This window comes from Achromobacter sp. 18P8.1.1 (assembly GCF_057799415.1).
On sequence record NZ_JBYOKH010000081.1, the window covers coordinates 1 to 20,871 of the forward strand.

Sequence of the window (20,871 nt, forward strand, 5' to 3'; positions counted from 1 at the left end):
AACGAAGATGACGAAGGGGCAGTCCGGAGCGAACGCTCCGGACCGCAATCGTGGGCGCGCGCCGTCATGCCGACACCGCCGACGGGCGACCTACGAAGCGCTAAGACTCGCCAGAAAAACGAGCCAAAAAAACGAGCCACTAAATCAGCAGCTTCCCAATCACTCAGACAACGGATTCTGAAACTGCGAACACTTCACCTGCACCAGTTTCCGATCCTGCAACCGCAAAGCCGTCAACGCTCCCCCCCACACGCACCCGGTGTCCAGGCAGATCACGTCCGGCCGCTGCAGTAACCCCAGCGTCGACCAGTGCCCGAAAACCGTCGTGATGTCCCGGGTGGCCCGGTTCGGGACGTCGAACCATGGCACCAGGCCCGGTGGCCAGGCGCCCGGGGCGACCTTGGTTGCGAACTCCATGTGTCCGTTCGGCGTGCACAGGCGGATCCGCGTCAGCGCGTTGATGATCACCCGCATCCGCTTGCCGCCCTTGTGGTCTTCTTTCCACGTGGCCGGCTCATTGCCGTACATCTTTTGCAGCGCCTTCTGCCAGTTCGGGCCGCGCAGGGCGTCCTGGACTTCGCCGGCCAGGGACAGCGTCTTGGCGACGTCCCATTTTGCCAGCGTGCCGGCGTGCACCAGCAGGTGGCCTTGTTCGAAATGGGCCAGCGGGCGGAAACGCAGCCAGTTGATCAGGTCGGCCGCGTCCGGCGCGCGAAGAATCTCTTCGAGCGTGTCCGATTTCGACGGCTTGCGCACCCCGGCCGCGGCGGCCAGCAGGTGGAGGTCATGGTTACCCAGCACCGACGTCGCGCGGTCGCCCAGGTCGATGATGCGACGCAGGGTCTCCAGCGACTGCGGGCCGCGGTTGACCAGGTCCCCGGCGAACCAGAAGCGCGACTGCGGGTCGCCGACCAGATCGGGGTGGGACAGCAAGCGGTCCAGCGGCGAGCAGCACCCCTGCACGTCGCCGATCATCCAGATACTGCCGTTCATGCGGGACTTTTGCTCCAAGGCCAGCGTTGTTGGACGAACCGGGTAAAGGTGTGGCGGTATTCCATGTAGGTCATCGCGCCCAGCGCCAGGGCCATGGCGCCCAGGTTCGGACCCAGGGCGGTCAGCCAGGGCGGCCACTTGCCCAACATGCCCACGTTCAGGGCCAGCTGGTTCAGCATGAAGAAGCCCACGCCCAGCAGGATGCCGATGAAGACCTTGGCGCCCACGCCACCGCGGCGCGTCTGCATCAGGCCGATCGGGGCCGCAATCGTGATCATCACCAGCAAGGTGAACGGATACGCCAGTTTGCGCCACAGGGCGACGACCTGTCGACCATATTGCAGCTGGTTGTCGCGCAAATACTCCACATAGTCCAGCAACGTGACGATGGACATGCGTTCAGGGGTCAGCACGCGGGCCAGCAGGCGCTCGGCGCTGAGCGTGGTGTCCACCGTGCGCTCGGGCACCTTCACGACGGCCGCGGGCGGGTTCTTCGGCGGACGGGCATTGGCCAGCGCCTCGGAGGCCTCGTCGTCCAGCCGCGTCTCGGCCACGTCCTTGAGCACCAGGTCGCCGTGGGCGAACAGGCCGGTGGGCGCCGTGGACAGGACGGACAGCGTCAGGTCTTTCTTGAATTCGTACAGGGTGATGTTGGCCACTTGGCCGTCGCCCTTGAGTTCGCCGATATTGATGATGCGGGTGCCGCCGTTGGCGGTGGGTTCCTTGAACCAGTAGCCGCTCTTCAAGCGGTCGCCGCCGGCCTTGCCGCGAAACAGCAGGTTGGCTTCGCCGCTTTTGATCTCGGCCCAGGGGGTGACATATTCGGACAGCAGGGCCGCGCCGATCATCAGGGGGATGGTGACGATCCACAGCATGCGCAGCAGGCGCATGCCGCTGACGCCCGAGACCCGCAGGATGACGAGTTCGTTACGCTGCGCCAGACCCGCCAGCGCAAGGATCGCGCCGATCAGCAGCCCGATGGGCAGGAGGTCGTACAAGCGGGTGGGAATGGCCAGCGCCTGCATGTAGAGCAGGGCCATCATGGAGAACTTGTCGCCCACGTTGTCCAGGTCGTCCACCAGCGCGAAGAACGTGAAAAGACCCAGCAGGGCCATAAGGACCACTGCACAAGAGCGATAGATCTCGCGGGCCAGGTAGCGACGTGCGGTACGCATGAAAAGGAAAGGGAGCGCGTAAACGTGAAAGCTTAACAAATCCCGCCGCTAAGGGTGGGGAAGGCCTGACGGAATGGCGTGGATTTGGGTATCAGGGGATGTCAACCATCTGCATCCGGCGGGTCAGCACGCCGACGCGGGAGTTCAGGTAGTTGGAATTGCGGCGGCTGTCATAGAAGCGGGGGTTGGGCAGCATGGCGGCAAGCCGGGCAGCCTGGCTTGCGCCCAGGTTGGCGGCCGTGGTGTTGAAGTAGTGCTTGGAGGCCGCCTGCGCCCCGAACACGCCCACGCCCCATTCGGCCACGTTCAGATACAGCTCCAGGATCCGTTCCTTGGTCATGACGTGTTCGATCATATAGGTCAGGACCAGTTCCTGGCCCTTGCGGATATAGCTGCGTGAACTGGACAGGAACAGGTTCTTGGCCAACTGCTGGGTGATGGTGGAGCCGCCCCGCATCTTGCTGCGGCCGGCTTCTTCCTGGCGCTGGTTGTACTCCCAGGCCTTGCGGATGGCGTCCCATTCGATGCCGTCGTGGACGGTGAAGTTGGAGTCTTCCGAGGCGACGACCGCGCGCTTGAGGTTGCGGTTGATCTTGTCGTAGGGCACCCATTCGTACTGCAGCTTGAAGTCGGGGTTGCCCTCGCGCAGGCGGGACAGCTCTTCGCGCATGATCGCGCTGCTGCCGGGGTCGCGGTAGTTGTACCAGACCACTTGGGCGAAGAGCCAGAATTGGTACAGCAGGACCAGGCACACCAGCGCCATCAGGACGCCGGTGGTGATCCGGAACCACGATCGGCCCTTGCGCGCCGCCATGCTGCTTAGCGTCCCGCCATGAGCGCCTCGCGCAGCGCCGCCAGCACGGGCGCCGGGTCGGGGCGCACGCCGTGCCAGATGTAGAAGCTCTCGGCGGCCTGGCCCACCAGCATGCCCAGGCCGTCGGCCGTCAGCGCGGCGCCGTCGGCCTGCGCCTGTTGCATGAACGCGGTGGGCTGGGCGCCGTACATCATGTCGTAGCCGGCCGCGCCTTCGGCGTACAGGCCGGCGGGCAGGTCGGGGGCGGCATCCTGCAGGCCGCTGGCCGTGGCGTTGATCACCAGGTTCCAGCCGCCTGCGAGCGTGGCGTCGGCCAGTCCGCCGGCCGTGACCCGGGTCTGCGGCGACACGCCGGTATCGCGCCAGGCATCGGCCAGCGCCAAGGCCTTGGCTGCCGTGCGGTTGACGATGTGCAGACGGGCGCAGCCGGCTTCCGCCAGTGGTTGCAGCACGCCGCGAGCGGCGCCTCCCGCGCCCACCAGCAGCACCGAGGCGCCGTTCAGGCGCACGCCCAGTCGCAGCAGGTCGGACACCAGGCCAACGCCGTCCGTGTTGCAGCCGTGCCAGGCGCCATCGCGCCAGGACAGGGTATTGACCGCCCCGGCCAGCCGGGCGCGGGTAGACAAGCGGCCCGCCGCCAGGGCGTAGGCGTCCAGCTTGAAGGGCACCGTGACGTTCAGGCCCAGACCGCCCTCTGCCACGAAGGCCGCGGCCGCCTCGGCAAACCCGTCCACCGGGGCCAGCAGGCGCTCGTAGCGCAGCGGTTTGCCGGTCTGCTGGGAGAACAGGGCGTGGATCTGGGGCGAGCGGCTATGCGCGATGGGATTGCCGATGACGGCGTAGCGGGCAAGAGGGGTCGCCTCGGTCATGGGGCTTGTGTTTCCAGGGTGTCGTTGACGAAATGCCAGGTGCGGGTGATGACCAGCACGTCCGTATCGCGGGCGATATCGGGAGGGAATGGGGGGAAGGGGGCCGCCAGCTGGACGATGCGGCGCGCGGCCTGGTTCAGCACCGCGTGCGGCGAGGGCTGATCGATTTCCACGTTGGCGATGCTGCCGTCGCTGCGGACCGACACCGTGATGCGCAGCGTGCCGTAGATGCGCCCGCGCGCCTCGTCCGGGTAGTGCTGGGTGCCGACCGCCTCGATCCGGGTGCGCCAGGCGTCCAGGTAAGCGGCATAGCGCGAGGCCTCGGCCGACGGGGCCACGAATTGCTTGCGGGGTTCGGCGCTGTATTGCTGCACCCGTGCGGCCAGGGCGGCCACCTGGGCATTCTGGATCACGCTGGCCTGATCCTGGGAGTCCTGCCCCAGGGCGGTGCCGTCCGGCCAGGGGTTGACGGCCTGGCGTTCGACGCCGGCTTTCTCTTGCGAGCGCAGCTGGGTCATCAGGCGGGTCTGTTCGGCTTCCAGCTGCACCTGGCGGCGGCGCATGGCTTCCAGCACGATGGTTTCGGCGGAGGCGCCGGTCTGGGGCAGCGGGGTGGTGGTCATGCCGCGGTCGGCGTTGCCGCCGCCGCTCATCTGATTCTGCGCCTGGGCACGGGGCGTGTCCGGCGGCGTCTCGCTGCGGGCATTGAGCAGCACGACTTCCAGGCTGGTCACCGGCGGGCGGGTAAAGGCGGGCGCGCCAAAGCGCCACGCCAGCGCGCCGGCGTGCACCAACAGCGATATTGCGATGCCGATTCGCAGGTAGTGCTGGGCGGGAGCGCCCAGCCACCGCAGGTAACGGCTTAGCGGGGAGGGGGAATCAGGGCGTTGCACGGACGCATTGTAAGTCGAGTCCACGTTGCCCGGCATGCAGGCCAACGGCTTGTAACAGCTATCGGACGGCAAGCCGGGCGGCCGCCCGGGCGCAGGGCTGGTCCGGCCGTGCGCGCGAAGGGCGGGCCCCCGCGTGCAGACGGCCGGGGTGCGTCACGCCGTCTTGCGCGGGAAGATCCAGACCTTGCTGGCGGGCAGCGCCAAGCGGCAGGGGCCGGGTTCGCGGCCTTCCGGCCCGTAGGCGCGCAGGGCCAGCGTGTTGGCGGGATCCGCGTCCGGGGTGCGGAACAGGTATTCCCACCGGTCGCCGAGGTACATGCTGGTCAAGAGCGGCATGTCCAGATGGTTGCCGTCCGGGTCGTCCGCCAGGCGCACCTGTTCCACCCGGATCACCGCCGTGCCGTCCTGGCCTTGGGTCACGCCTTCGCCCGCCTTGCCCCACAGGGCCCAACCGCGGCCTTCGATGCGGGCGCGGCCGTCGCGCACTTCGGTGACCTTGCCTTCCAGCCGGTTGTTGCTGCCCATGAATTCGGCGGTGAACAGCGTGGACGGCGAGCCGTACATTTCCTGCGGCGTGCCCTGCTGTTCGATCTTGCCGTTGTTCAGCAGCAGGATGCGGTCGGAAATCGCCATGGCTTCGCTCTGGTCATGCGTCACCATCAGGGCCGACAGCCCCAGGCGGATGATCAGTTCGCGCAGGAAGGCGCGAGCCTCTTCGCGCAGCTTGGCGTCCAGGTTGGACAGCGGCTCGTCCAGCAGGATGACGGGCGGGCTGTACACCAGCGCCCGGCCGATGGCCACCCGCTGCTGCTGGCCGCCGGACAGCGCGTGCGGATGGCGCTGGCCCAACTTGCCCAGGCCCAGCTGGTCCAGTACGGCCTGCACGCGTTCGCGCACTTCGGCCGACGACACCTTGCGCAGCTTCAGCGGGTAGGCCACGTTTTCGAAGACGGTCTTGTGCGGCCAAAGCGCGTAGGACTGGAACACCAGGCCCAGGTTGCGCTCTTCGGCGGGAATCTCCTTGCGCGCGCCGCCGTCGTAGACGATGCGGTCGCCAATCGTGATGCGGCCGCGCTTGGGGCCTTCCAGGCCGGCCACGGCGCGCAGCAAAGTCGTCTTGCCGCTGCCCGACGGTCCCAGCAGGGACACCACTTCGCCCTGGCGCAGTTGCATCGACACGCCCTTGAGCACCGGGTTGTCGCCGTAGTCCAGGTGCAGGTCTTCTACAGAAAGCTCAATCATGAAGTTTGACTCCGAATCGCAGGGCGATGCCCAGGCCGATCACGACCAGAACGATATTGATGAAGGAAAGCGCGGCCACGATGTCGATGGCGCCCGAGGCCCACAGCGACACCAGCATGGAACCGATGGTCTCGGTGCCGGGCGACAGCAGGTAGACGCCCGTGGAGTATTCGCGCTCGAAGATCAGGAACATCAGCAGCCACGAACCGATCAGGCCGTACTTGGCCAGCGGCACCGTGACGTGGCGCGTGACCTGGCCGCGGCGCGCGCCGGCGCTGCGGGCGGCCTCTTCCAGTTCCGGCCCGACTTGCAGCAGGGTCGACGAGATCAGGCGCAGGCCGTAGGCCATCCACACCACGGTGTAGGCCAGCCACACACTGAAGATGGTGCTGCGCATGGCGCGCAGCCATTCGATGAAGTTCTCGCGCAGCCATTCCGCGAACGGCAGGGCGGACAGCCAGCCGTTCTCGTCCACGTCCAGCGCGTTGTCCAGCCACATCGGCACGAACAGGAACACCCACAGGAATGCCAGGCCGGCGAGCAGGCCGGGCACGGCGCGCGGCACCAGCACGCTGTAGTCCATGAAGCGCGTGACGTTGTCGGGCTTGCGGTGCATCGCCAGGCCCACGAACATGTAGCACATCACGGCCAGTGCGCCGCCGAACACGCCGATGGCCACCGAGTTCACGATGGCGCGCATCAGGTTGGGCTGCGCGAACACCGTGCGGAAGGCGTCCAGCGACAGCACGTCGAACAGCGACACGCCCATGCCCCAGTTGGACACGAAGGCTCGCAGCAACACGCCCAGCAGCGGCACCACGATGGTGACCAGCAGCCAGAACGCCACCACGGCACCCGCCACCCAGCGCCACTTGCCCAGCGGCAGCGGACGGGCGCGCGAGGCCTTGCCCTTGACGGTGACGAAGCGGTTGGCGGTGCGCATCAGGCGGCGTTGCAGCATGACCAGCGGGATCGTCATGCAGATCAGGATCACGGCCACGGCCGCCATCAGGTGGTAGGACGGGATGCCCAGCTTGTTCGTCAGCTTGTACAGGTACGTCGCCAGCACCAGGTTGCCTTCGGGGTCGCCCAGCACCAGCACCAGGCCGAACACCTCCAGGCCCAGGAAGAACAGCAGCACGGTGGCGTACAGCATGGCCGGGCGCACCATCGGCAGGCTGACCGACACCATCACGCGCAGCGGCGAGGCGCCGGTGACGCGGGCGGCTTCTTCCACGTCGGAACCCATGCTGCGCAGGGCCGACGAGATGTACAGGTAGGCGTGCGGCACGTGCGTCAGGCCGGCGATGATGACGATGCTGGTCAGCGAATAGACGTTCCAGGGCACGAAGCCCAGGATGTTCTGCGCCCAGATCGAAAAGAAGCCCACGGGGCCGGCGGCCACGACGTAGCCGAAGCCCAGCACCATCGGCGACACGAACACCGGCACCAGGATCAGCGGTTCGATCCAGCGGCGGCCGGGCAGGTCGGTACGGATCATCAGGAAGGCCAGCATGCCGCCCAGCGGGATGGCGATGATGGCCAGCCCGAAGGCCAGGATGAAGCCGCTTTTCAGCGCCTTGTAGAAATCGGGGTCCGCGAAGATGAAGCGGAACGCGTCCAGGCTGAAGACCTTGGACGGGGCAAAGAAAGGCGCGGAGAGAAAGCTCTGGATGATGATGAACGACAGCGGCACGTAGATGGCCAGTGCCGTGATCAACACCACCACGCCGCGCGGCAAGGACTGCCATTTTCTGCGCAATGACTGCATGGGGAAATCCTGTTGTCGAAAATGACGCGACGGTCGCGCCGCCCGGGCAGGGAAGAGCCCGCCCGGGGGCGGTCAGGCGGGCGGCGCCGTGCCGCCCGCTACGCGTTGTGGCGGTTCAGGCCGGGTGCGCCGTCCTGAACCCGCGCGGCATTACTTGCCCGCCGCGGCGCGCCAGTCCTTGATGAACTGCAGGCGCTTGGTCTGTTCCAGGTAGTCCAGCAGCGTTTCGTTGACCGGGATCGGCTTGAGCGAAGCGCCCAGCTTCTTGGTCATGCCGTCCACGTCGTTGTCGCCTTCGATGTCGTCGCGCACCGAAGCCAGGTCGGCCTGGTTGGCCATGATTTCCTGGCCCTTCTGCGACAGCAGGTAGTCCATCCACAGCTTGGCCGCGTTGCGGTTCTTGGCCTTCTTGCTGATGAACGCCACGCGCGACAGCACCAGCGCGTAGTCGGTCGGGTAGGCCACGCCCAGCGACGGATCCGACTTGGCGCGGGTTTCGGCGTACGAACCCAGGATGTTGTAGCCGATCAGGTTTTCGCCCGACGACACGCGTTCCATCATGGTGCCGGTGGACGACTGCACGATCAGGCCGCCCTTGGCAATGTCCTTGAGCGTTTCGAAGTACTTGGGGTCGTTGGCCTTGTCCTGCACGGCCAGCATGAAGCCCACGGCCGACTTCTCGATGTCGTAGGTGGTGACCTTGTTCTTGAACTTGTCCGGCTGGCTGGCGATCAGCTTGGCCAGGGCGCCGTGCGTGGTCGGCACTTCGTTGGCGGGGATCAGGCGCTTGTTGTAGATGAACACGGCCGGCTCGTACGTCGTGCCGTAGGCCGAATCCTTCCACACGGCCCAGGCCGGCAGCTTACTGATTTCGGGCGACTTGTACTGCAAGGCGTAGTCGGTGGCCAGCTTCAGCGCCGAGTCCATCGACGAGCTCCAGACGATGTCGCCGCTGCCGCCGCCCGCCGCTTGTTCGCTGATGTAGCGGTTGTAGAGCTCGGTGCTGTTCATGTCGTTGTATTCGACCTTGACGCCCGGGTACAGCGCTTCGAAGCCCTTGATGATGGGGCCGGCGGCCTTGGTGTCGGTGGTCGAATAGATGACGACCTTGCCTTCCTTCTTGGCGCCGTCCAGGATCTTCTGATAGTCGGCCGGGTAACCCGCGGGCACGGCCTGCGCAAAGGCGCTGCCGGTGGCAATGGCGAATGCAGCGGCGCAGGCGGCCGCCAGTTGGGACTTGGCAAGCATGGGTGTTGTCTCCGATTGGAATTGGTCTGAGCAGGATCTTGGTCCAGCCTGCGCCCATCTTAGGAGGCGGCGTCTGTCGTCGTCCTGTCATGGAGACAGGTTGCGGCTAGGGGTAATCCCTGGGCGCAGCTACGGTCGCTTGGGCGTATCCGTCACCAGCCGCACCCAGTTCTGCACGAAGCGCGAGTGCCGTCGCTGATCCAGCCCCACCAGGAGCGCGGGGCTCAGCACCACGGGCTGCACGATGCCGCTGGAACGCGCCAGCACGGCCTCGGACGTCCAGCGTCCGGGCGTGTCTTCCATGATGGAGCCCAGCGCCGCATGGCTGGAGGCCACCTGCTGGCCGGCGGGCGACAAGAGCCAGTCCACCAGCGCGCGCGCCAGGTCCGGGCTGGGGGCGCGGCGCGATATCAGCACGGAACGCGCCAGCACCAGCACATAGTCCTGCGGGAACACCACGCCGATCTTGCTGCCGGAGGCCTGGCGCGACAGCGCGTACGACCCCAGGATGTTGTAGGCCAGGTCCATCTCGTCGTTCTCGATGGCGTCCAGCAACTGGGCGGTGGTGGGCGACAGGCGCACGCCGACCTGCCCCATGGCGTTGGCCAGCCCCCAGAAGTTCGACGACACCAGCTCATCCTGCTCGGCCAGCAGGTAGCCCACGCTGCTGGCGGCAATGTCGTAGGTGCCGACGCGGCCCTGCAGGCTGGCCTGTTCGCGTTCCAGCAGCCGCAGCAGGTCCTGGCGCGACCGCGGCACGGTGGCCTCCGTATAGCGCTTGGGGTTGTAGACGATCACGGCCGGTTCGAACGTGAAGCCATAGACCTCGTTGCGCCAGACGGCCCACGAAGGCAGCTTGGGGGCGTAGGGCGACGCGTAGCTTTGCGCATAGCCGTCGTTGGCCAGCCTGATCTGCAGGTCCGACGCCGAGCTCATCAGTACATCCACCTGCGTCAACCGCCCGTCGATCGTGGCTTCGTACAGATCCCGGCTGCCGATTTCACGGTAGGTCACCGAGACGTCAGGCCGCAGCGACTGGAAGCCCTGAATCAGCGGCGCGACGACCGGCGTGTCGGTCGGCCCCGCGATGACCAGCGTGCGCGACGAGGGCTGCGGCGCGGGATAGTGCGTGACGATCTCTTCCAGCTCGGCCGCCTGCACGTCGTTGGGGGCCGACACCAGCAACATCGCCGCCGTGCAGAGCGCGCCCAGCCAGGCGCCCAGATGGCGGCCCGAGGGCTGCGCCAGCGGCAGGATGACCCGTGCCGACAGCCCGCCGCCCGGCCGGTCGTGCAGCCACAGCGACCCGCCGTGGGCCAGGGCGACCGAGCGCACGATGGCCAGGCCCAGGCCGGAGCCCGTTTGCGACTGCCCGGCACGGCCCCGCGTGAAGCGCTGTTGCACCGCTTCTTTCTCGTCGTCGGAAATCCCGGGGCCCCGGTCGGACACCGTCAGCGCCACGCGGAACCCTGCAACCGGCGTCGCCTGGATGTCCACGGTGCCATCGGGCGCGTAGCGCAGCGCGTTGTCCACCAGGTTGCGCAGCATTTCGCGCAGCGCCACGCGGTCGCCGGCGATCCGGGCGCGGCGTACCTCAGGGGCAATCTCGATACGCAGCCTTCCGGCTTCCACCGGGCCGATGCGGCGGCGGGTTTCGTTGATGGTTTCGGCAACCCCGACCGGCTCCGGGGGCCCTTTGCCCAGGCGGTGCGTGATGGTGGCGTCCATCAGCAGCTGATTGATCAGCTGGCTGGCATGCGTGGCGTTCAGATGGATGCGGCCGATGCGTTCGCGCAGGCGTGTCGGATCGGTTTCCTCCAGCGCCACCTCGGCTTGCGCGCGCAAGGACGCCAGGGGTGTGCGCACCTGATGCGTGGCGTCGGCCACCAGCGTGTTCAAGGTATCCATGATGATGGAAAGGCGTTGCATGAAGGCGTTAAGCGCTTCGACCAGGCGGCGCACCTCGCGGGGCACCGGGGTGGCAAGCGGCGTCAGGTCTTCCGGCGCGCGGGTGCGCAAGTCACGTTCCAGCACGGCCAGCGGCGCAAACGCGCGCTGCACCCCGAACCACAGCAAGCCCAGCGCCACCAGCGAGACGACCAGCAACGGCAGGACGCCGCGGCCCAGGATTTCGCTGGCCAGTTCTTCGCGCGAGCCCAGCGTTTCGGCCACGCGCACCGTCACCCAGCCGGCATGCTGGCTGGCGGACACGAGCCTGCCCACGGTCGCCACCCGGACCGGCTCATCGTGATAGGTCACATACGCGAACACCGGCGTTGCCGCCTGCGCCAGCGGCAGGGTGGGCGCCAGGTCGGCGTAGCCGGTGATCAGCCGGCCGTTGGAGGTGCGCGCTTCGTAGAACACGCGTTCACTGCCCGACAGCATCGCCAGCGACGACACGGGCGGTTCGACGGTCACGCCATCGTCCTCGATCTGTACCGACCCCGCGATGGTCAGCGCAGACGCGGCCAGCAGCCGGTCGAACGCCTGCTCGGCGGCCCGTTGCGCATAATCGCGCAGGAAGAACACCAGCCCGATCAGCGCGCACGCCAGCAGCGCCGCGCCCAAGGTGAAGACGCGGCGGCGGATGGAGGCGCTTTCAGGGATGCTCATGGCTGCGGGCCTGATAGCCGACGCCGCGCACGGTAACGATATCGATCGACGCGCCCGCCAGCTTCTTGCGCAGGCGGGAAATCAGGAGCTCCAGCGCGTTGAGCGACCCGTCATCCAGGTCAAACAACTGGTTCATCAGCCTTTCCTTGGCAACCGTCTGCCCAATCCGGCCCACCAGGATCTCCAGCAAGCGGAATTCGCGCCGCCCCAGCTCCAGCGGCGCACCCGATAGCGTGACGCTACGCCCGGCCAGGTCCAGGCTGAGATTGCCGTACTGGGTGGTGCTGCTGGTCTGCCCGGCCGGCCGCCGCATCAGCGCCCGCAGCCGCGCTTCGAGCTCGCGCAGGTCAAAGGGCTTGACCAGATAGTCATCGGCGCCCAGATCCAGCATGTCGATCTTGTCTTCGATTTCCGCACGCGCGGTCATGACGAGGACGGGCGCCTCCAGCCCGGCCGCACGCAATTCGCGGATGACCGAAAACCCGTCCTTGCCCGGCAGGTTGATGTCCAGCACCAACGCATCCCAGGTCTCGTCCAGCCCCCAACGCAAAGCCGCCAGCCCATCATGCACCCATTGCACGCTATGGCCCGCCAGACGCAGTTTGCTTTCCACGGCATCGCCTAGATCAAGGTTGTCCTCGACCAGCAAAATGCGCATGTTGTTTCCTCCGGATGTTTTGATTTTTTTGGGGAGTTTACGGGGTTCAGGGGAATGGGGGGAGCAGTTTGGGTTCTTGAGGTGTCTGGGGTTGGGTTCTTGAGACCCTGGGGATTGAGTTCTTGAGACGCCCGGCGTGGGGGTGGCCTGGGGTGCGCGGGTCAACGATTGCGGTCCGGAGCCTTCGCTCCGGACTTCCCCTTCGTCATCTTCGTTGCCGCCTGCGGCGGCTGCCTTCAGATTCCCTCGGGCTTATCGACGCCCCGCGCACCCCAGGCCACCCCCACGCCGGGCTCTGGTGGCTGAATTCTGACGGTCGCCGGGGAGAGTCGAGTTCTTTAGGTTCTGCTCCCGGGAGGAGGGGGAGAGAAAGATCTTGCGCTGCCCGCTCCCGGCCGGCCGCGCGGGCGGCCTTTGGGAGCTTACGCGTTGTCTTGCGTCGGGGTGTTGGCGTCGTAGGATGGGTGGAGTGCGTTCCGGTCGGCCCAAGCACACGGACGTGTATCGCACGTAACCCATCATGGATGCATGCCACCACGATGGGTTCCGCGCGACAGATGTTCCCGTTCTTATGCCGGATGTGCCGCGCTCCACTCATCCTACGAAGGCGATTCATGTGGGTGGCGGCGTCGTTCAGCGTCGTAGGATGGGTGGAGTGCGTTCCGGTCGGCCCAAGCACACGGACGTGTGTCGCACGTAACCCATCATGGACGCATGCCACCACGATGGGTTGCGCGCGATGGATGTTCCCGTTCTTATGTCGGCTGTGCCGCGCTTCACCCATCCTACGTACGAGAAGGCGAATAACGCTCAACGATCAACTCGTCGGATGAGAGACAGTGCCGCACCCACATGACAGTCTCCCTATTAGACGGGTGGCGCGCGCACGGGTCTTGATCAGCACGCGGGTATCCGCCGCGCTCCACCCGTCGCTCCACCCCACCCATCTGACTGCGGGGCCCAACAGAAAACCATTCACCGCAAGCGCGCAAGCGACCACACCCCCGACGCCCCGCAACACGTATGCCGAACGCGGCCGCCCGCGCGGCCGCTTGAGGCGGGCCACGCAAATCTCGTCAGTCAGTCGCAATCTAGCGGCGCGGAAACCAAGACAGCGCCAGCCCGTCGACGGGGCCGGGCGGATGGCGCGCAACCTTGATGCGCCCGAGGGAATCTGAAGGCAGCGGCCGCAGGCCGCAACGAAGATGACGACGGGGCAGTCCGGAGCGAAGGCTCCGGACCGCAATCGTGGGCGCGCGCCATCCGCCCGGCCCCGCCGACGGGCGACCAACGAAGAACTGGGAACCCGGAAAGAAGAACCCCGACCTCCGCCGCGAAGCCACCCCTCAAAGCCCGAAAGCCCCGCAGCGACTAAGCCGCATCTCCCATAGCAGGACTAACTTCCCCCAGATACCGGCAATCCAGCTCCAGGCTCAACTCATCCATCCCCAGGATATCGATCTCCACCGCCGTTCCGCGCTCCAACTCGGGCATTCCGCCCACCCGAGTCACCAGCGGCGCATTCGCGAACCGCACCAGATCGTCCCGCAACACGTGCGCCACCGTCCGGGTCACGCCGTGCTGCTTCAGCCAGCGCAGGCACCAGTAGCGCTCCATCGCGCTCTGGAACTCCGCCCACGCTGCGTACTGCGCGTCGAACGCGCCGATGATCGCGAAGAGGTCCGCGTCGCGCGGCTTGAACGGTGCCACCAGGCGGGCTGATACGCCGTGCTCCACCGCGGCGATCAGCTGCCATTGGTTGACCAGGTCGACGTAGCGGCGCAGCGGCGACGTGCTCCAGGCGTATTGCGGCACGCCGATGGCCTCGTGCGGCAGCGCCTGCGTGCTCATGCGCACGCGGCCCGCCTGCTGCGAACGGTAGATGCCCGGCACGCCGTGCTGGTGCAGCAAGCCGCCCCACTGGTTGTTCGCCAGGATCATGTATTCGGCCACCATCCGGTCCAGCGGCGCGTTGCGCTGGCGGGGCACCAGGCGCACGGGCGTGTCCGGGTCGTCCGGGTTGCCGTCCAGATAGAAGCTGTATTCCACCCGCGAATTGTTCTCGGGCTTGCCGCGCACCTTCTCGCGTTGCGCCGACAGCGCCTGCGCCAGCTTCCACAGCGGGCGCAGCCAGTGGCCGTACGGCATGTCCGCCGACGGATCGGCCAGGCTGGCCTCCGTGACCTGGGCATCCAGCATGTTGTGGCGCAGGTTCTCGCGCACCACCACGCGCTCAAGCCGCGTTTCGGATTCGAAGATCTCGCCCGTCTCCGGGTCGGCCACCACATACAGCGACAGCACCGGCACTTCGCGGCCGGCGTCCAGCGAGAACGCCTTGATGACGCTGTCCGGCTGCATCGGGATCTTGTCGCCCGGCATGTAGACCGTGGACAGGCGGGCGCGGGCCAGCTTGTCGAATTCGCTGTCGCGGGTCACGGTCAGGCCGGGGGCGGCCACGTGCACGCCCACGCGCAGGCGCCCGTCGGGCAGCTCGGTGACGGACAGCGCGTCGTCGATTTCGGTGGTGGTGACATCGTCCACCGAATAGATCTCGGCGTCCGACAGCGGCAGTTCGCGGTCGACGGGCGGCAGTTCCAGGTCGGGGAAAGCCAGCCCGCGCGGGAAGTTCACCGCCAGGAAGCGGCGCTTGTGCAAGGCCAGCGCATGCGGCCAGGCGCCCAGCTCAAGCAGCAGGCGGTCCGGCGTCTTGCCCAGCTTGGTGCAGGCGGCGTCCAGGGCCTTCCATTGCTGCGTATTCTTGTCCGGGCGGATCAGCAGGGACTCGGCGGCCTGGGCGATGGGTTCGGGCAGACGGCCCGCGGCCATCTCGTCGACCCACTCCTGCTGCTGCTCGGCCTGGCGCTGCTTCTTGTCCAGGGCGGCCAGCGCGGCGGCCAGGATGTCGGGCGGAGCAGGGCGGTAGCGGCCCTTGCCGCGGCGATGGAAGTACGCCGGCGCGCCGTGCAGGCGCATCAGCAAGGCGGCTTGCTCCACGGGCGTGGGGGCGTGGCCGAAGTAGTCGGCGGCCAGGGCGGGCGTGTCGAATTCTTCCTGCGGCGCGCATTCCCACAGGAATTGCAGGTCCAGCGCCTCGGCGGCCGCGGCCGCCTGGCTCATCAGCGCCGCCGGCTCAGGCGACGCGAAATTGAACAGGGTGTTGGCGCGCTTGATCTTGCTGCGCTTGCCCGACTCCGACTCCACCTGCAGGCTGGCGTCGGTCTCGGACAGGATATTGCCGGCCTTGAAGCTGCCGTCGTCTTCGTAAAACACATACATGGTGGGGATCGTCCTGGGCGGCGCGCACGCGCCGCCTTGCGCAGCTATATAGAGTGTTGAGGTCTGATACTGATTATTGGGGGCGAACGTGCCTGGCGCCAAGGGCGAATTCAAGCACCTCGGGCATCCATTGCGCGAAATCGGATAAACCGTGGTCGCTTCCCTGCACGATACGCTGGCGGCAACCCGCATAGCGATCGCGCATTTCACGCCAATCCAGCACCTCGTCGCCGGTCGCCGCCACCAGGAAGTACCGGTCGGGCTGCGTGATGCGAGGGGCATGGATGGCCGCCAGTTCGTCCACGTATTCGGGCAAAAAGACGAACGGCGCGTCGGAATGATACATGTGGTGTTCGCCGACCTGGGTGGCCAGGTCGCGCGCGGCCTCCACGGCCGGGTTCAGCAGGACCGCCTTGCAGCCCAGCTGTTCGGCCAGCCACGTGGCGTAGAAGCCCCCCAGCGACGAGCCGATCACGGTCAGGGCGCGGGGCGTGTCGGCGCCTTCCAGCTGGCGCCGGGCTATGCCCATGGCCAGGTCGATCGCTTCCCGGGGGCTGGCGGGCAGCTGCGGGCACGCCCAGTCGGCGGCTAGCCCAAGCTGGGTCATGGCGTCGGCCATCATCCGGGCCTTCATCGAGGTGGGCGAGGAGCGAAATCCGTGCAGGTAGAGAATCATCTCGTGCTCGTCCGGTATCGGTCCGCCGTTCAGCCGCGCGCCTGCAAGGCGTTCAGCAGCTTGCCGTGGATGCCGCCAAAGCCGCCGTTGCTCATGACCAGCACCTGGTCGCCCGGGCGGGCGGCGGCGGTCACGGCGGCAACGAGCGCGCCGATGTCATCGTAACTGGAAGCCCGGTCGCCCAGAGGCGCCAGGACGTCGGCCGGGTTCCAGCCCAGCGCATGCTTGCCGCTGTGCGCGCCGAAGCAGAACACCAGGTCGGCGTCGGCCAGCGCCTCGGGCAGGCGGGCGGCCATGGTGCCCAGCTTCATGGTGTTGGAACGCGGTTCCAGCACCGCCAGGATGCGCGCCGACCCGACCTGGCGGCGCAGCCCTTCCAGGGTGGTGGCGATGGCGGTGGGATGGTGGGCGAAATCGTCGTAGACCTTCACGCCGTTGACGGTGCCGCGCAGTTCCATGCGGCGCTTGACCCCGGCAAAGCGGGTCAGGGCCTCGATGCCCTGTTCCGCGGACACGCCCACGTGCTCGGCCGCTGCCAGCGCCGCCAGGGCATTCATGCGGTTGTGCTCGCCCGTCAGGTTCCAGCGCACGGTGCCGACCGCCACGCCATTGCGCAGCACGCCGAACGCGCCCTCGGCATCGGGTGGCGTAGCCTGCCAGGCGCCATCGGCGCCGAACGTGACGGTTTCCGACCAGCATCCGCGGGCAATCACACGGTCCAGCGCGTCGGAGTGCGTCGGGCGCACGATGCGGCCAGAGCCGGGGATGGTGCGAACCAGGTGGTGAAATTGGGTCTCGATCGCGGCCAGATCCGGGAAGATGTCGGCGTGGTCGTATTCCAGGTTGTTCAGGATGGCGGTGCGCGGGCGGTAATGGACAAACTTGGAGCGCTTGTCGAAGAACGCCGTGTCGTACTCGTCCGCCTCGATCACGAAGGGACGGCGCGCCGGGTCGTAGCGGGCAGACACGTGCAGGTCCTGGGCCACGCCGCCGATCAGGAAGTTGGGTGCCAGGCCTGCGGCTTCCAGCACCCACGCCAGCATCGAGCTGGTGGTGGTCTTGCCATGGGTGCCGGCCACCGCCAGCACGTGCTGGCCGGGCAGGACGTTGTCGCCCAGCCATTGCGGACCGGACACGTAGCGCGCGCCCGATTCCAGGATGGCTTCCATCAGCGGGTTGCCGCGGCTGACCACGTTGCCGATCACGTACAGGTCGGGCTTCAGCGCCATCTGCTCGACGCCGAAGCCTTCGATCAGTTCGATCCCCTGTTCGGACAGCTGCGTGCTCATGGGCGGGTACACGCCCGCATCGCAACCAGTGACCTTGTGTCCGGCGGCCCGCGCGATCAGCGCCAAGCCACCCATGAACGTACCGCAGATGCCAAGAATGTGCAGGTGCATTGAAAACTCTCCTGTCCTGCATTGTATATATAGCGGACCTGCGTTCCGCGCGGGCGGGGGGCTCCCTTTAGGGGGCGTATTCGTCCTAGGACGGCCGAACGACAAAAAACAGCGGCAGCGGTTATGATCGCGCCATGAATCGACGCCTACTTCTTTCCGCCGGCGTGGCGGTTGCCGCCACGGTTGCGGGCGGCTTGACCTTGCTGGGCCGCAAGTCCCAGAACCCCGCAGCGCCGGCCGACGCGGGCGATCCCGTCGCCGGACTGATGCAATTGCAGATGCCTGATCTGAACGGCGCGACTCAGTCGCTCTCCGGGTGGAAGGGGCAGCCGATCGTGGTCAATTTCTGGGCAACCTGGTGCGCGCCTTGCGTCAGGGAAATGCCGGAGCTCGACGCGCTGCAGAAAAAATACCCGCACGTCCGTTTTGTCGGCATCGGTGTTGATTCAGCGGCCAATATGCAAAAATTTGTCGAGAAAGTGCAAGTTTCCTACCCCCTGTGGGTGATCGGCGCCGGGGCAATCGATACCCTGCGCAAGCTCGGAAACCCCAGTGGTGGCTTGCCTTTTACCATCGTGTTCAACGCCGATGGCGGAATTAACCGGAAGATATTGGGTGAAATCCAGCCCGATGACCTGAATCAAACCCTGTCTGGTTTGAAGGCGTAAGTCTGTTGGACAAATAGTAGGAATTGGCGTAAAAAGCTGGTTTATCGGCTGTTTTGCCAACAATTGGCAATCCACTCATTGGCAAGCGCATGGCGCAAAACATACTGGTATTGCATGGCCCGAACCTGAACCTGCTTGGCACCCGGGAACCTCATATCTACGGCAGTCTGACCCTGCCCCAGATCAATGAGCGCCTGGAACTGCTTGCAGGCGAATTGGGCGCCAAGCTGACTGCTTGGCAAGGCAACCACGAAGGTGCGCTGGTTGACCGCATTCAGGCGGCCCGGCAAGACGGCACGGACTTCATCATCATCAACGCGGCGGCATATACGCACACCAGCGTCGCAATTCGCGATGCGCTGGCTGGGGTCGCGATCCCATTTATTGAAGTACATTTGTCCAATCTGTATAAGCGAGAGCCCTTCAGGCATCACTCTTATCTGTCCGACTTGGCGATAGGCCTTATCAGCGGCCTCGGCGCGGACGGCTACGAGGCGGCTCTGCGTTACGCAGTGCGGCACTGATCTCGCACCAACTCACAGCTTTTACATCTTATACGGCGCGGACCCCACGCTGGGACGTCGTCGACACTATCTCGGGAAGCAGCTTCTATGGACCTTCGAAAACTCAAAACCCTGATCGACCTGGTGGCTGAATCGGGTATCGCCGAGCTGGAAATCACCGAGGGCGAAGGCAAGGTACGCATCGTCAAGTTCTCGCAGACCTTGCAGCCGGTGGCTTACCACCAGCCCGAAGCCGGCGCGCACGCCGCACCGGTGGCCCCGGCCGCGGCACCCGCCGCCCCGGCCGCCGAAGCCGCCCCGGTCATCCAGGGCCATGTCGTGAAGGCGCCGATGGTCGGCACGTTCTACCGTTCGCCGAACCCGGGCGCCGCCCCGTTCATCGACGTGGGCGCCACCGTCAAGGAAGGCGATCCGCTGTGCATCATTGAAGCCATGAAGCTGCTCAATGAAATCGAAGCCGACAAGTCCGGCGTCATCAAAGAAATCCTGGTCGAAAACGGTGAGCCCGTCGAGTACGGTCAACCCCTGTTCGTCATTGGCTGATAGCTGAAAATGTTCGAAAAAATCCTGATCGCCAATCGGGGCGAAATCGCCCTGCGCATTCAGCGCGCTTGCCGTGAGCTGGGCATCAAAACCGTGGTCGTGCACTCCGAGGCTGACCGCGAAGCCAAGTACGTGCGCCTGGCCGATGAATCCGTGTGCATCGGGCCCGCGCCATCGCGTGACAGCTACCTGAACATGCCTGCCATCATTTCGGCGGCCGAAGTTACGGATTCCGAGGCAATCCACCCGGGTTACGGGTTCTTGTCCGAAAATGCCGACTTCGCCGATCGCGTCGAAAAGAGTGGCTTCGTCTTCATCGGTCCGCGTCCCGACACCATTCGCCTGATGGGCGACAAGGTCAGCGCCAAGCGCGCCATGATCGAAGCGGGCGTGCCGGTGGTGCCGGGTTCCGAGGGCGCGTTGCCCGAAGATCCGCAGGAAATCATCCGCATTGCGCGCGAAGTCGGTTATCCGGTCATCATCAAGGCGGCAGGCGGCGGCGGTGGCCGCGGCATGCGCGTGGTGTACACCGAGGCCGCGCTGCTGAACGCCGTCACCATGACGCGTTCGGAAGCAGGCGCCGCGTTCAACAACCCGGAAGTCTATATGGAGAAGTTCCTCGAGAACCCTCGCCATGTGGAAATCCAGGTGCTGGCCGATGGCGGCCGCAACGCCGTCTGGCTGGGCGAACGCGACTGCTCCATGCAGCGCCGCCACCAGAAAGTCATCGAAGAAGCGCCGGCGCCGGGCATCCCCCGCCGCGCGATCGAGCGCATTGGCGACCGTTGCGCCGATGCTTGCCGCAAGATGGGCTACCGCGGCGCCGGCACGTTCGAATTCCTGTTCGAGAACGGCGAGTTCTATTTCATTGAAATGAACACCCGCATCCAGGTCGAACACCCGGTGACCGAACTGATCACCGGCATCGACCTCGTGCAGCAGCAGATCCTGGTGGCCGCAGGCGAGAAGTTCACGCTGCGCCAGCGCGACGTGCAATTCAAGGGCCATGCGATCGAATGCCGCATCAACGCGGAAGATCCTTTCCGCTTCGTGCCCAGCCCCGGCCGCATCACCAACTGGCACACGCCGGGTGGTCCGGGCGTGCGTATCGATTCGCATGCCTACAACGGCTACTTCGTGCCGCCGAACTACGATTCGATGATCGCCAAGGTCATCACGTACGGCGATACGCGCGACCAGGCGCTGGCCCGCATGCGCATCGCGCTGTCGGAAATGGTGGTGGAAGGCATTTCGACCAACATCCCGCTGCATCGCGAACTGCTGCAGGACGCCCGTTTCATCGAAGGCGGCACCAGCATCCACTATCTGGAAAACAAGTTGGCTCAGCGTCCCTGACCGACCACTAGGGGCCTCACGGCCCCTTTTTGCCTTTGGGCGTACCGAAGGCAACCCCCTCAGGGGCCTTTTTAATTGTTTTACGGTCATCGGGGCGCCGCACCAGCCCCCGCCCCCTTAACAAAATGTACAAAAAAAAATCGTGAAAAACT

At 66.1% G+C, this 20,871-nt stretch carries 17 protein-coding genes; 4 read left to right on the top strand and 13 right to left on the bottom strand.

Going from position 1 to position 20,871, the window contains the following annotated elements; genetic code table 11:
* Positions 1–159: 159 nt before the first annotated feature.
* The 13 genes from AC27VE_RS29880 to mpl all read right to left on the bottom strand — a co-directional run bounded on the left by AC27VE_RS29880 (position 160) and on the right by mpl (position 17,628).
* On the bottom strand, positions 160–993 hold the full coding sequence (locus AC27VE_RS29880; RefSeq protein WP_006226640.1) for a symmetrical bis(5'-nucleosyl)-tetraphosphatase: 834 nt from the start codon (positions 991–993) through the stop codon (positions 160–162).
* Complete coding sequence (gene lptG, locus AC27VE_RS29885; RefSeq protein WP_035213885.1) at positions 990–2,168, bottom strand: LPS export ABC transporter permease LptG; 1,179 nt, start codon at positions 2,166–2,168, stop codon at positions 990–992. Before lptG ends, AC27VE_RS29880 begins: the two co-directional genes overlap by 4 nt.
* 91 nt (positions 2,169–2,259) lie before the next feature.
* A complete protein-coding gene (gene mtgA, locus AC27VE_RS29890; protein WP_006226642.1) occupies positions 2,260–2,982 on the bottom strand; it encodes a monofunctional biosynthetic peptidoglycan transglycosylase in 723 nt (240 codons plus the stop codon).
* Positions 2,983–2,987: 5 nt separating this feature from the next.
* Complete coding sequence (gene aroE, locus AC27VE_RS29895; RefSeq protein WP_488705768.1) at positions 2,988–3,851, bottom strand: shikimate dehydrogenase; 864 nt, start codon at positions 3,849–3,851, stop codon at positions 2,988–2,990.
* Positions 3,848–4,780 carry a TonB family protein gene (locus AC27VE_RS29900; RefSeq protein ID WP_488705769.1) on the bottom strand — a complete coding sequence of 311 codons (933 nt, stop codon included), beginning with the start codon at positions 4,778–4,780 and terminating at the stop codon, positions 3,848–3,850. The genes aroE and AC27VE_RS29900 overlap by 4 nt, the downstream gene beginning before the upstream one ends.
* Positions 4,781–4,897: 117 nt before the next feature.
* The gene (locus tag AC27VE_RS29905; protein WP_488705770.1) at positions 4,898–5,986 is read right to left on the bottom strand and encodes an ABC transporter ATP-binding protein; all 1,089 of its coding nucleotides are present in this window, start codon (positions 5,984–5,986) and stop codon (positions 4,898–4,900) included.
* A complete protein-coding gene (locus AC27VE_RS29910) occupies positions 5,979–7,757 on the bottom strand; it encodes an ABC transporter permease (protein WP_006226646.1) in 1,779 nt (592 codons plus the stop codon). The genes AC27VE_RS29905 and AC27VE_RS29910 overlap by 8 nt, the downstream gene beginning before the upstream one ends.
* A gap of 150 nt (positions 7,758–7,907) precedes the next feature.
* On the bottom strand, positions 7,908–9,005 hold the full coding sequence (locus AC27VE_RS29915) for an ABC transporter substrate-binding protein (RefSeq protein WP_088590275.1): 1,098 nt from the start codon (positions 9,003–9,005) through the stop codon (positions 7,908–7,910).
* A gap of 129 nt (positions 9,006–9,134) precedes the next feature.
* Positions 9,135–11,618 (bottom strand): extracellular solute-binding protein, encoded by a 2,484-nt coding sequence (locus AC27VE_RS29920; protein WP_488705771.1) that lies wholly within the window; start codon positions 11,616–11,618, stop codon positions 9,135–9,137.
* Positions 11,605–12,276: a response regulator transcription factor gene (locus tag AC27VE_RS29925; RefSeq protein WP_006226649.1), complete on the bottom strand. Its 672-nt coding sequence runs from the start codon at positions 12,274–12,276 to the stop codon at positions 11,605–11,607. Before AC27VE_RS29925 ends, AC27VE_RS29920 begins: the two co-directional genes overlap by 14 nt.
* Before the next feature lie 1,371 nt (positions 12,277–13,647).
* A complete protein-coding gene (locus tag AC27VE_RS29930; protein ID WP_488705772.1) occupies positions 13,648–15,552 on the bottom strand; it encodes a ribonuclease catalytic domain-containing protein in 1,905 nt (634 codons plus the stop codon).
* 73 nt (positions 15,553–15,625) lie between these two features.
* Positions 15,626–16,228 carry a YqiA/YcfP family alpha/beta fold hydrolase gene (locus tag AC27VE_RS29935; protein ID WP_454676108.1) on the bottom strand — a complete coding sequence of 201 codons (603 nt, stop codon included), beginning with the start codon at positions 16,226–16,228 and terminating at the stop codon, positions 15,626–15,628.
* Positions 16,229–16,257: 29 nt separating this feature from the next.
* Positions 16,258–17,628, bottom strand: coding sequence for a UDP-N-acetylmuramate:L-alanyl-gamma-D-glutamyl-meso-diaminopimelate ligase (gene mpl, locus AC27VE_RS29940; RefSeq protein WP_488705773.1), 1,371 nt, complete (start codon positions 17,626–17,628; stop codon positions 16,258–16,260).
* A gap of 134 nt (positions 17,629–17,762) precedes the next feature.
* On the opposite strand from mpl, the gene AC27VE_RS29945 reads away from it, so the two are divergent.
* The 4 genes from AC27VE_RS29945 to accC all read left to right on the top strand — a co-directional run bounded on the left by AC27VE_RS29945 (position 17,763) and on the right by accC (position 20,719).
* A complete protein-coding gene (locus tag AC27VE_RS29945; protein WP_006226653.1) occupies positions 17,763–18,296 on the top strand; it encodes a TlpA family protein disulfide reductase in 534 nt (177 codons plus the stop codon).
* 89 nt (positions 18,297–18,385) lie between these two features.
* Positions 18,386–18,820 (top strand): type II 3-dehydroquinate dehydratase, encoded by a 435-nt coding sequence (gene aroQ, locus AC27VE_RS29950; RefSeq protein ID WP_006226654.1) that lies wholly within the window; start codon positions 18,386–18,388, stop codon positions 18,818–18,820.
* An 87-nt stretch (positions 18,821–18,907) separates the two neighbouring features.
* Positions 18,908–19,363 carry an acetyl-CoA carboxylase biotin carboxyl carrier protein gene (gene accB / locus AC27VE_RS29955; RefSeq protein WP_006226655.1) on the top strand — a complete coding sequence of 152 codons (456 nt, stop codon included), beginning with the start codon at positions 18,908–18,910 and terminating at the stop codon, positions 19,361–19,363.
* 9 nt (positions 19,364–19,372) lie between these two features.
* On the top strand, positions 19,373–20,719 hold the full coding sequence (accC, locus tag AC27VE_RS29960; protein WP_006226656.1) for an acetyl-CoA carboxylase biotin carboxylase subunit: 1,347 nt from the start codon (positions 19,373–19,375) through the stop codon (positions 20,717–20,719).
* The last annotated feature ends 152 nt before the right edge of the window (positions 20,720–20,871 follow it).

Excerpts from the sequence above, each read along its gene's own strand:
- aroE (WP_488705768.1), bottom strand. The coding sequence starts at position 3,851 with ATGACCGAGGCGACCCCTCTTGCCCGCTACGCCGTCATCGGCAATCCC.
- mpl (WP_488705773.1), bottom strand. The coding sequence starts at position 17,628 with ATGCACCTGCACATTCTTGGCATCTGCGGTACGTTCATGGGTGGCTTG.
- AC27VE_RS29925 (WP_006226649.1), bottom strand. The coding sequence starts at position 12,276 with ATGCGCATTTTGCTGGTCGAGGACAACCTTGATCTAGGCGATGCCGTG.
- accB (WP_006226655.1), top strand. The coding sequence starts at position 18,908 with ATGGACCTTCGAAAACTCAAAACCCTGATCGACCTGGTGGCTGAATCG.
- aroQ (WP_006226654.1), top strand. The coding sequence starts at position 18,386 with ATGGCGCAAAACATACTGGTATTGCATGGCCCGAACCTGAACCTGCTT.
- AC27VE_RS29920 (WP_488705771.1), bottom strand. The coding sequence starts at position 11,618 with ATGAGCATCCCTGAAAGCGCCTCCATCCGCCGCCGCGTCTTCACCTTG.
- AC27VE_RS29900 (WP_488705769.1), bottom strand. The coding sequence starts at position 4,780 with ATGCCGGGCAACGTGGACTCGACTTACAATGCGTCCGTGCAACGCCCT.
- AC27VE_RS29905 (WP_488705770.1), bottom strand. The coding sequence starts at position 5,986 with ATGATTGAGCTTTCTGTAGAAGACCTGCACCTGGACTACGGCGACAAC.
- AC27VE_RS29945 (WP_006226653.1), top strand. The coding sequence starts at position 17,763 with ATGAATCGACGCCTACTTCTTTCCGCCGGCGTGGCGGTTGCCGCCACG.
- accC (WP_006226656.1), top strand. The coding sequence starts at position 19,373 with ATGTTCGAAAAAATCCTGATCGCCAATCGGGGCGAAATCGCCCTGCGC.
- AC27VE_RS29915 (WP_088590275.1), bottom strand. The coding sequence starts at position 9,005 with ATGCTTGCCAAGTCCCAACTGGCGGCCGCCTGCGCCGCTGCATTCGCC.
- AC27VE_RS29930 (WP_488705772.1), bottom strand. The coding sequence starts at position 15,552 with ATGTATGTGTTTTACGAAGACGACGGCAGCTTCAAGGCCGGCAATATC.
- lptG (WP_035213885.1), bottom strand. The coding sequence starts at position 2,168 with ATGCGTACCGCACGTCGCTACCTGGCCCGCGAGATCTATCGCTCTTGT.
- AC27VE_RS29910 (WP_006226646.1), bottom strand. The coding sequence starts at position 7,757 with ATGCAGTCATTGCGCAGAAAATGGCAGTCCTTGCCGCGCGGCGTGGTG.
- AC27VE_RS29935 (WP_454676108.1), bottom strand. The coding sequence starts at position 16,228 with ATGATTCTCTACCTGCACGGATTTCGCTCCTCGCCCACCTCGATGAAG.
- AC27VE_RS29880 (WP_006226640.1), bottom strand. The coding sequence starts at position 993 with ATGAACGGCAGTATCTGGATGATCGGCGACGTGCAGGGGTGCTGCTCG.
- mtgA (WP_006226642.1), bottom strand. The coding sequence starts at position 2,982 with ATGGCGGCGCGCAAGGGCCGATCGTGGTTCCGGATCACCACCGGCGTC.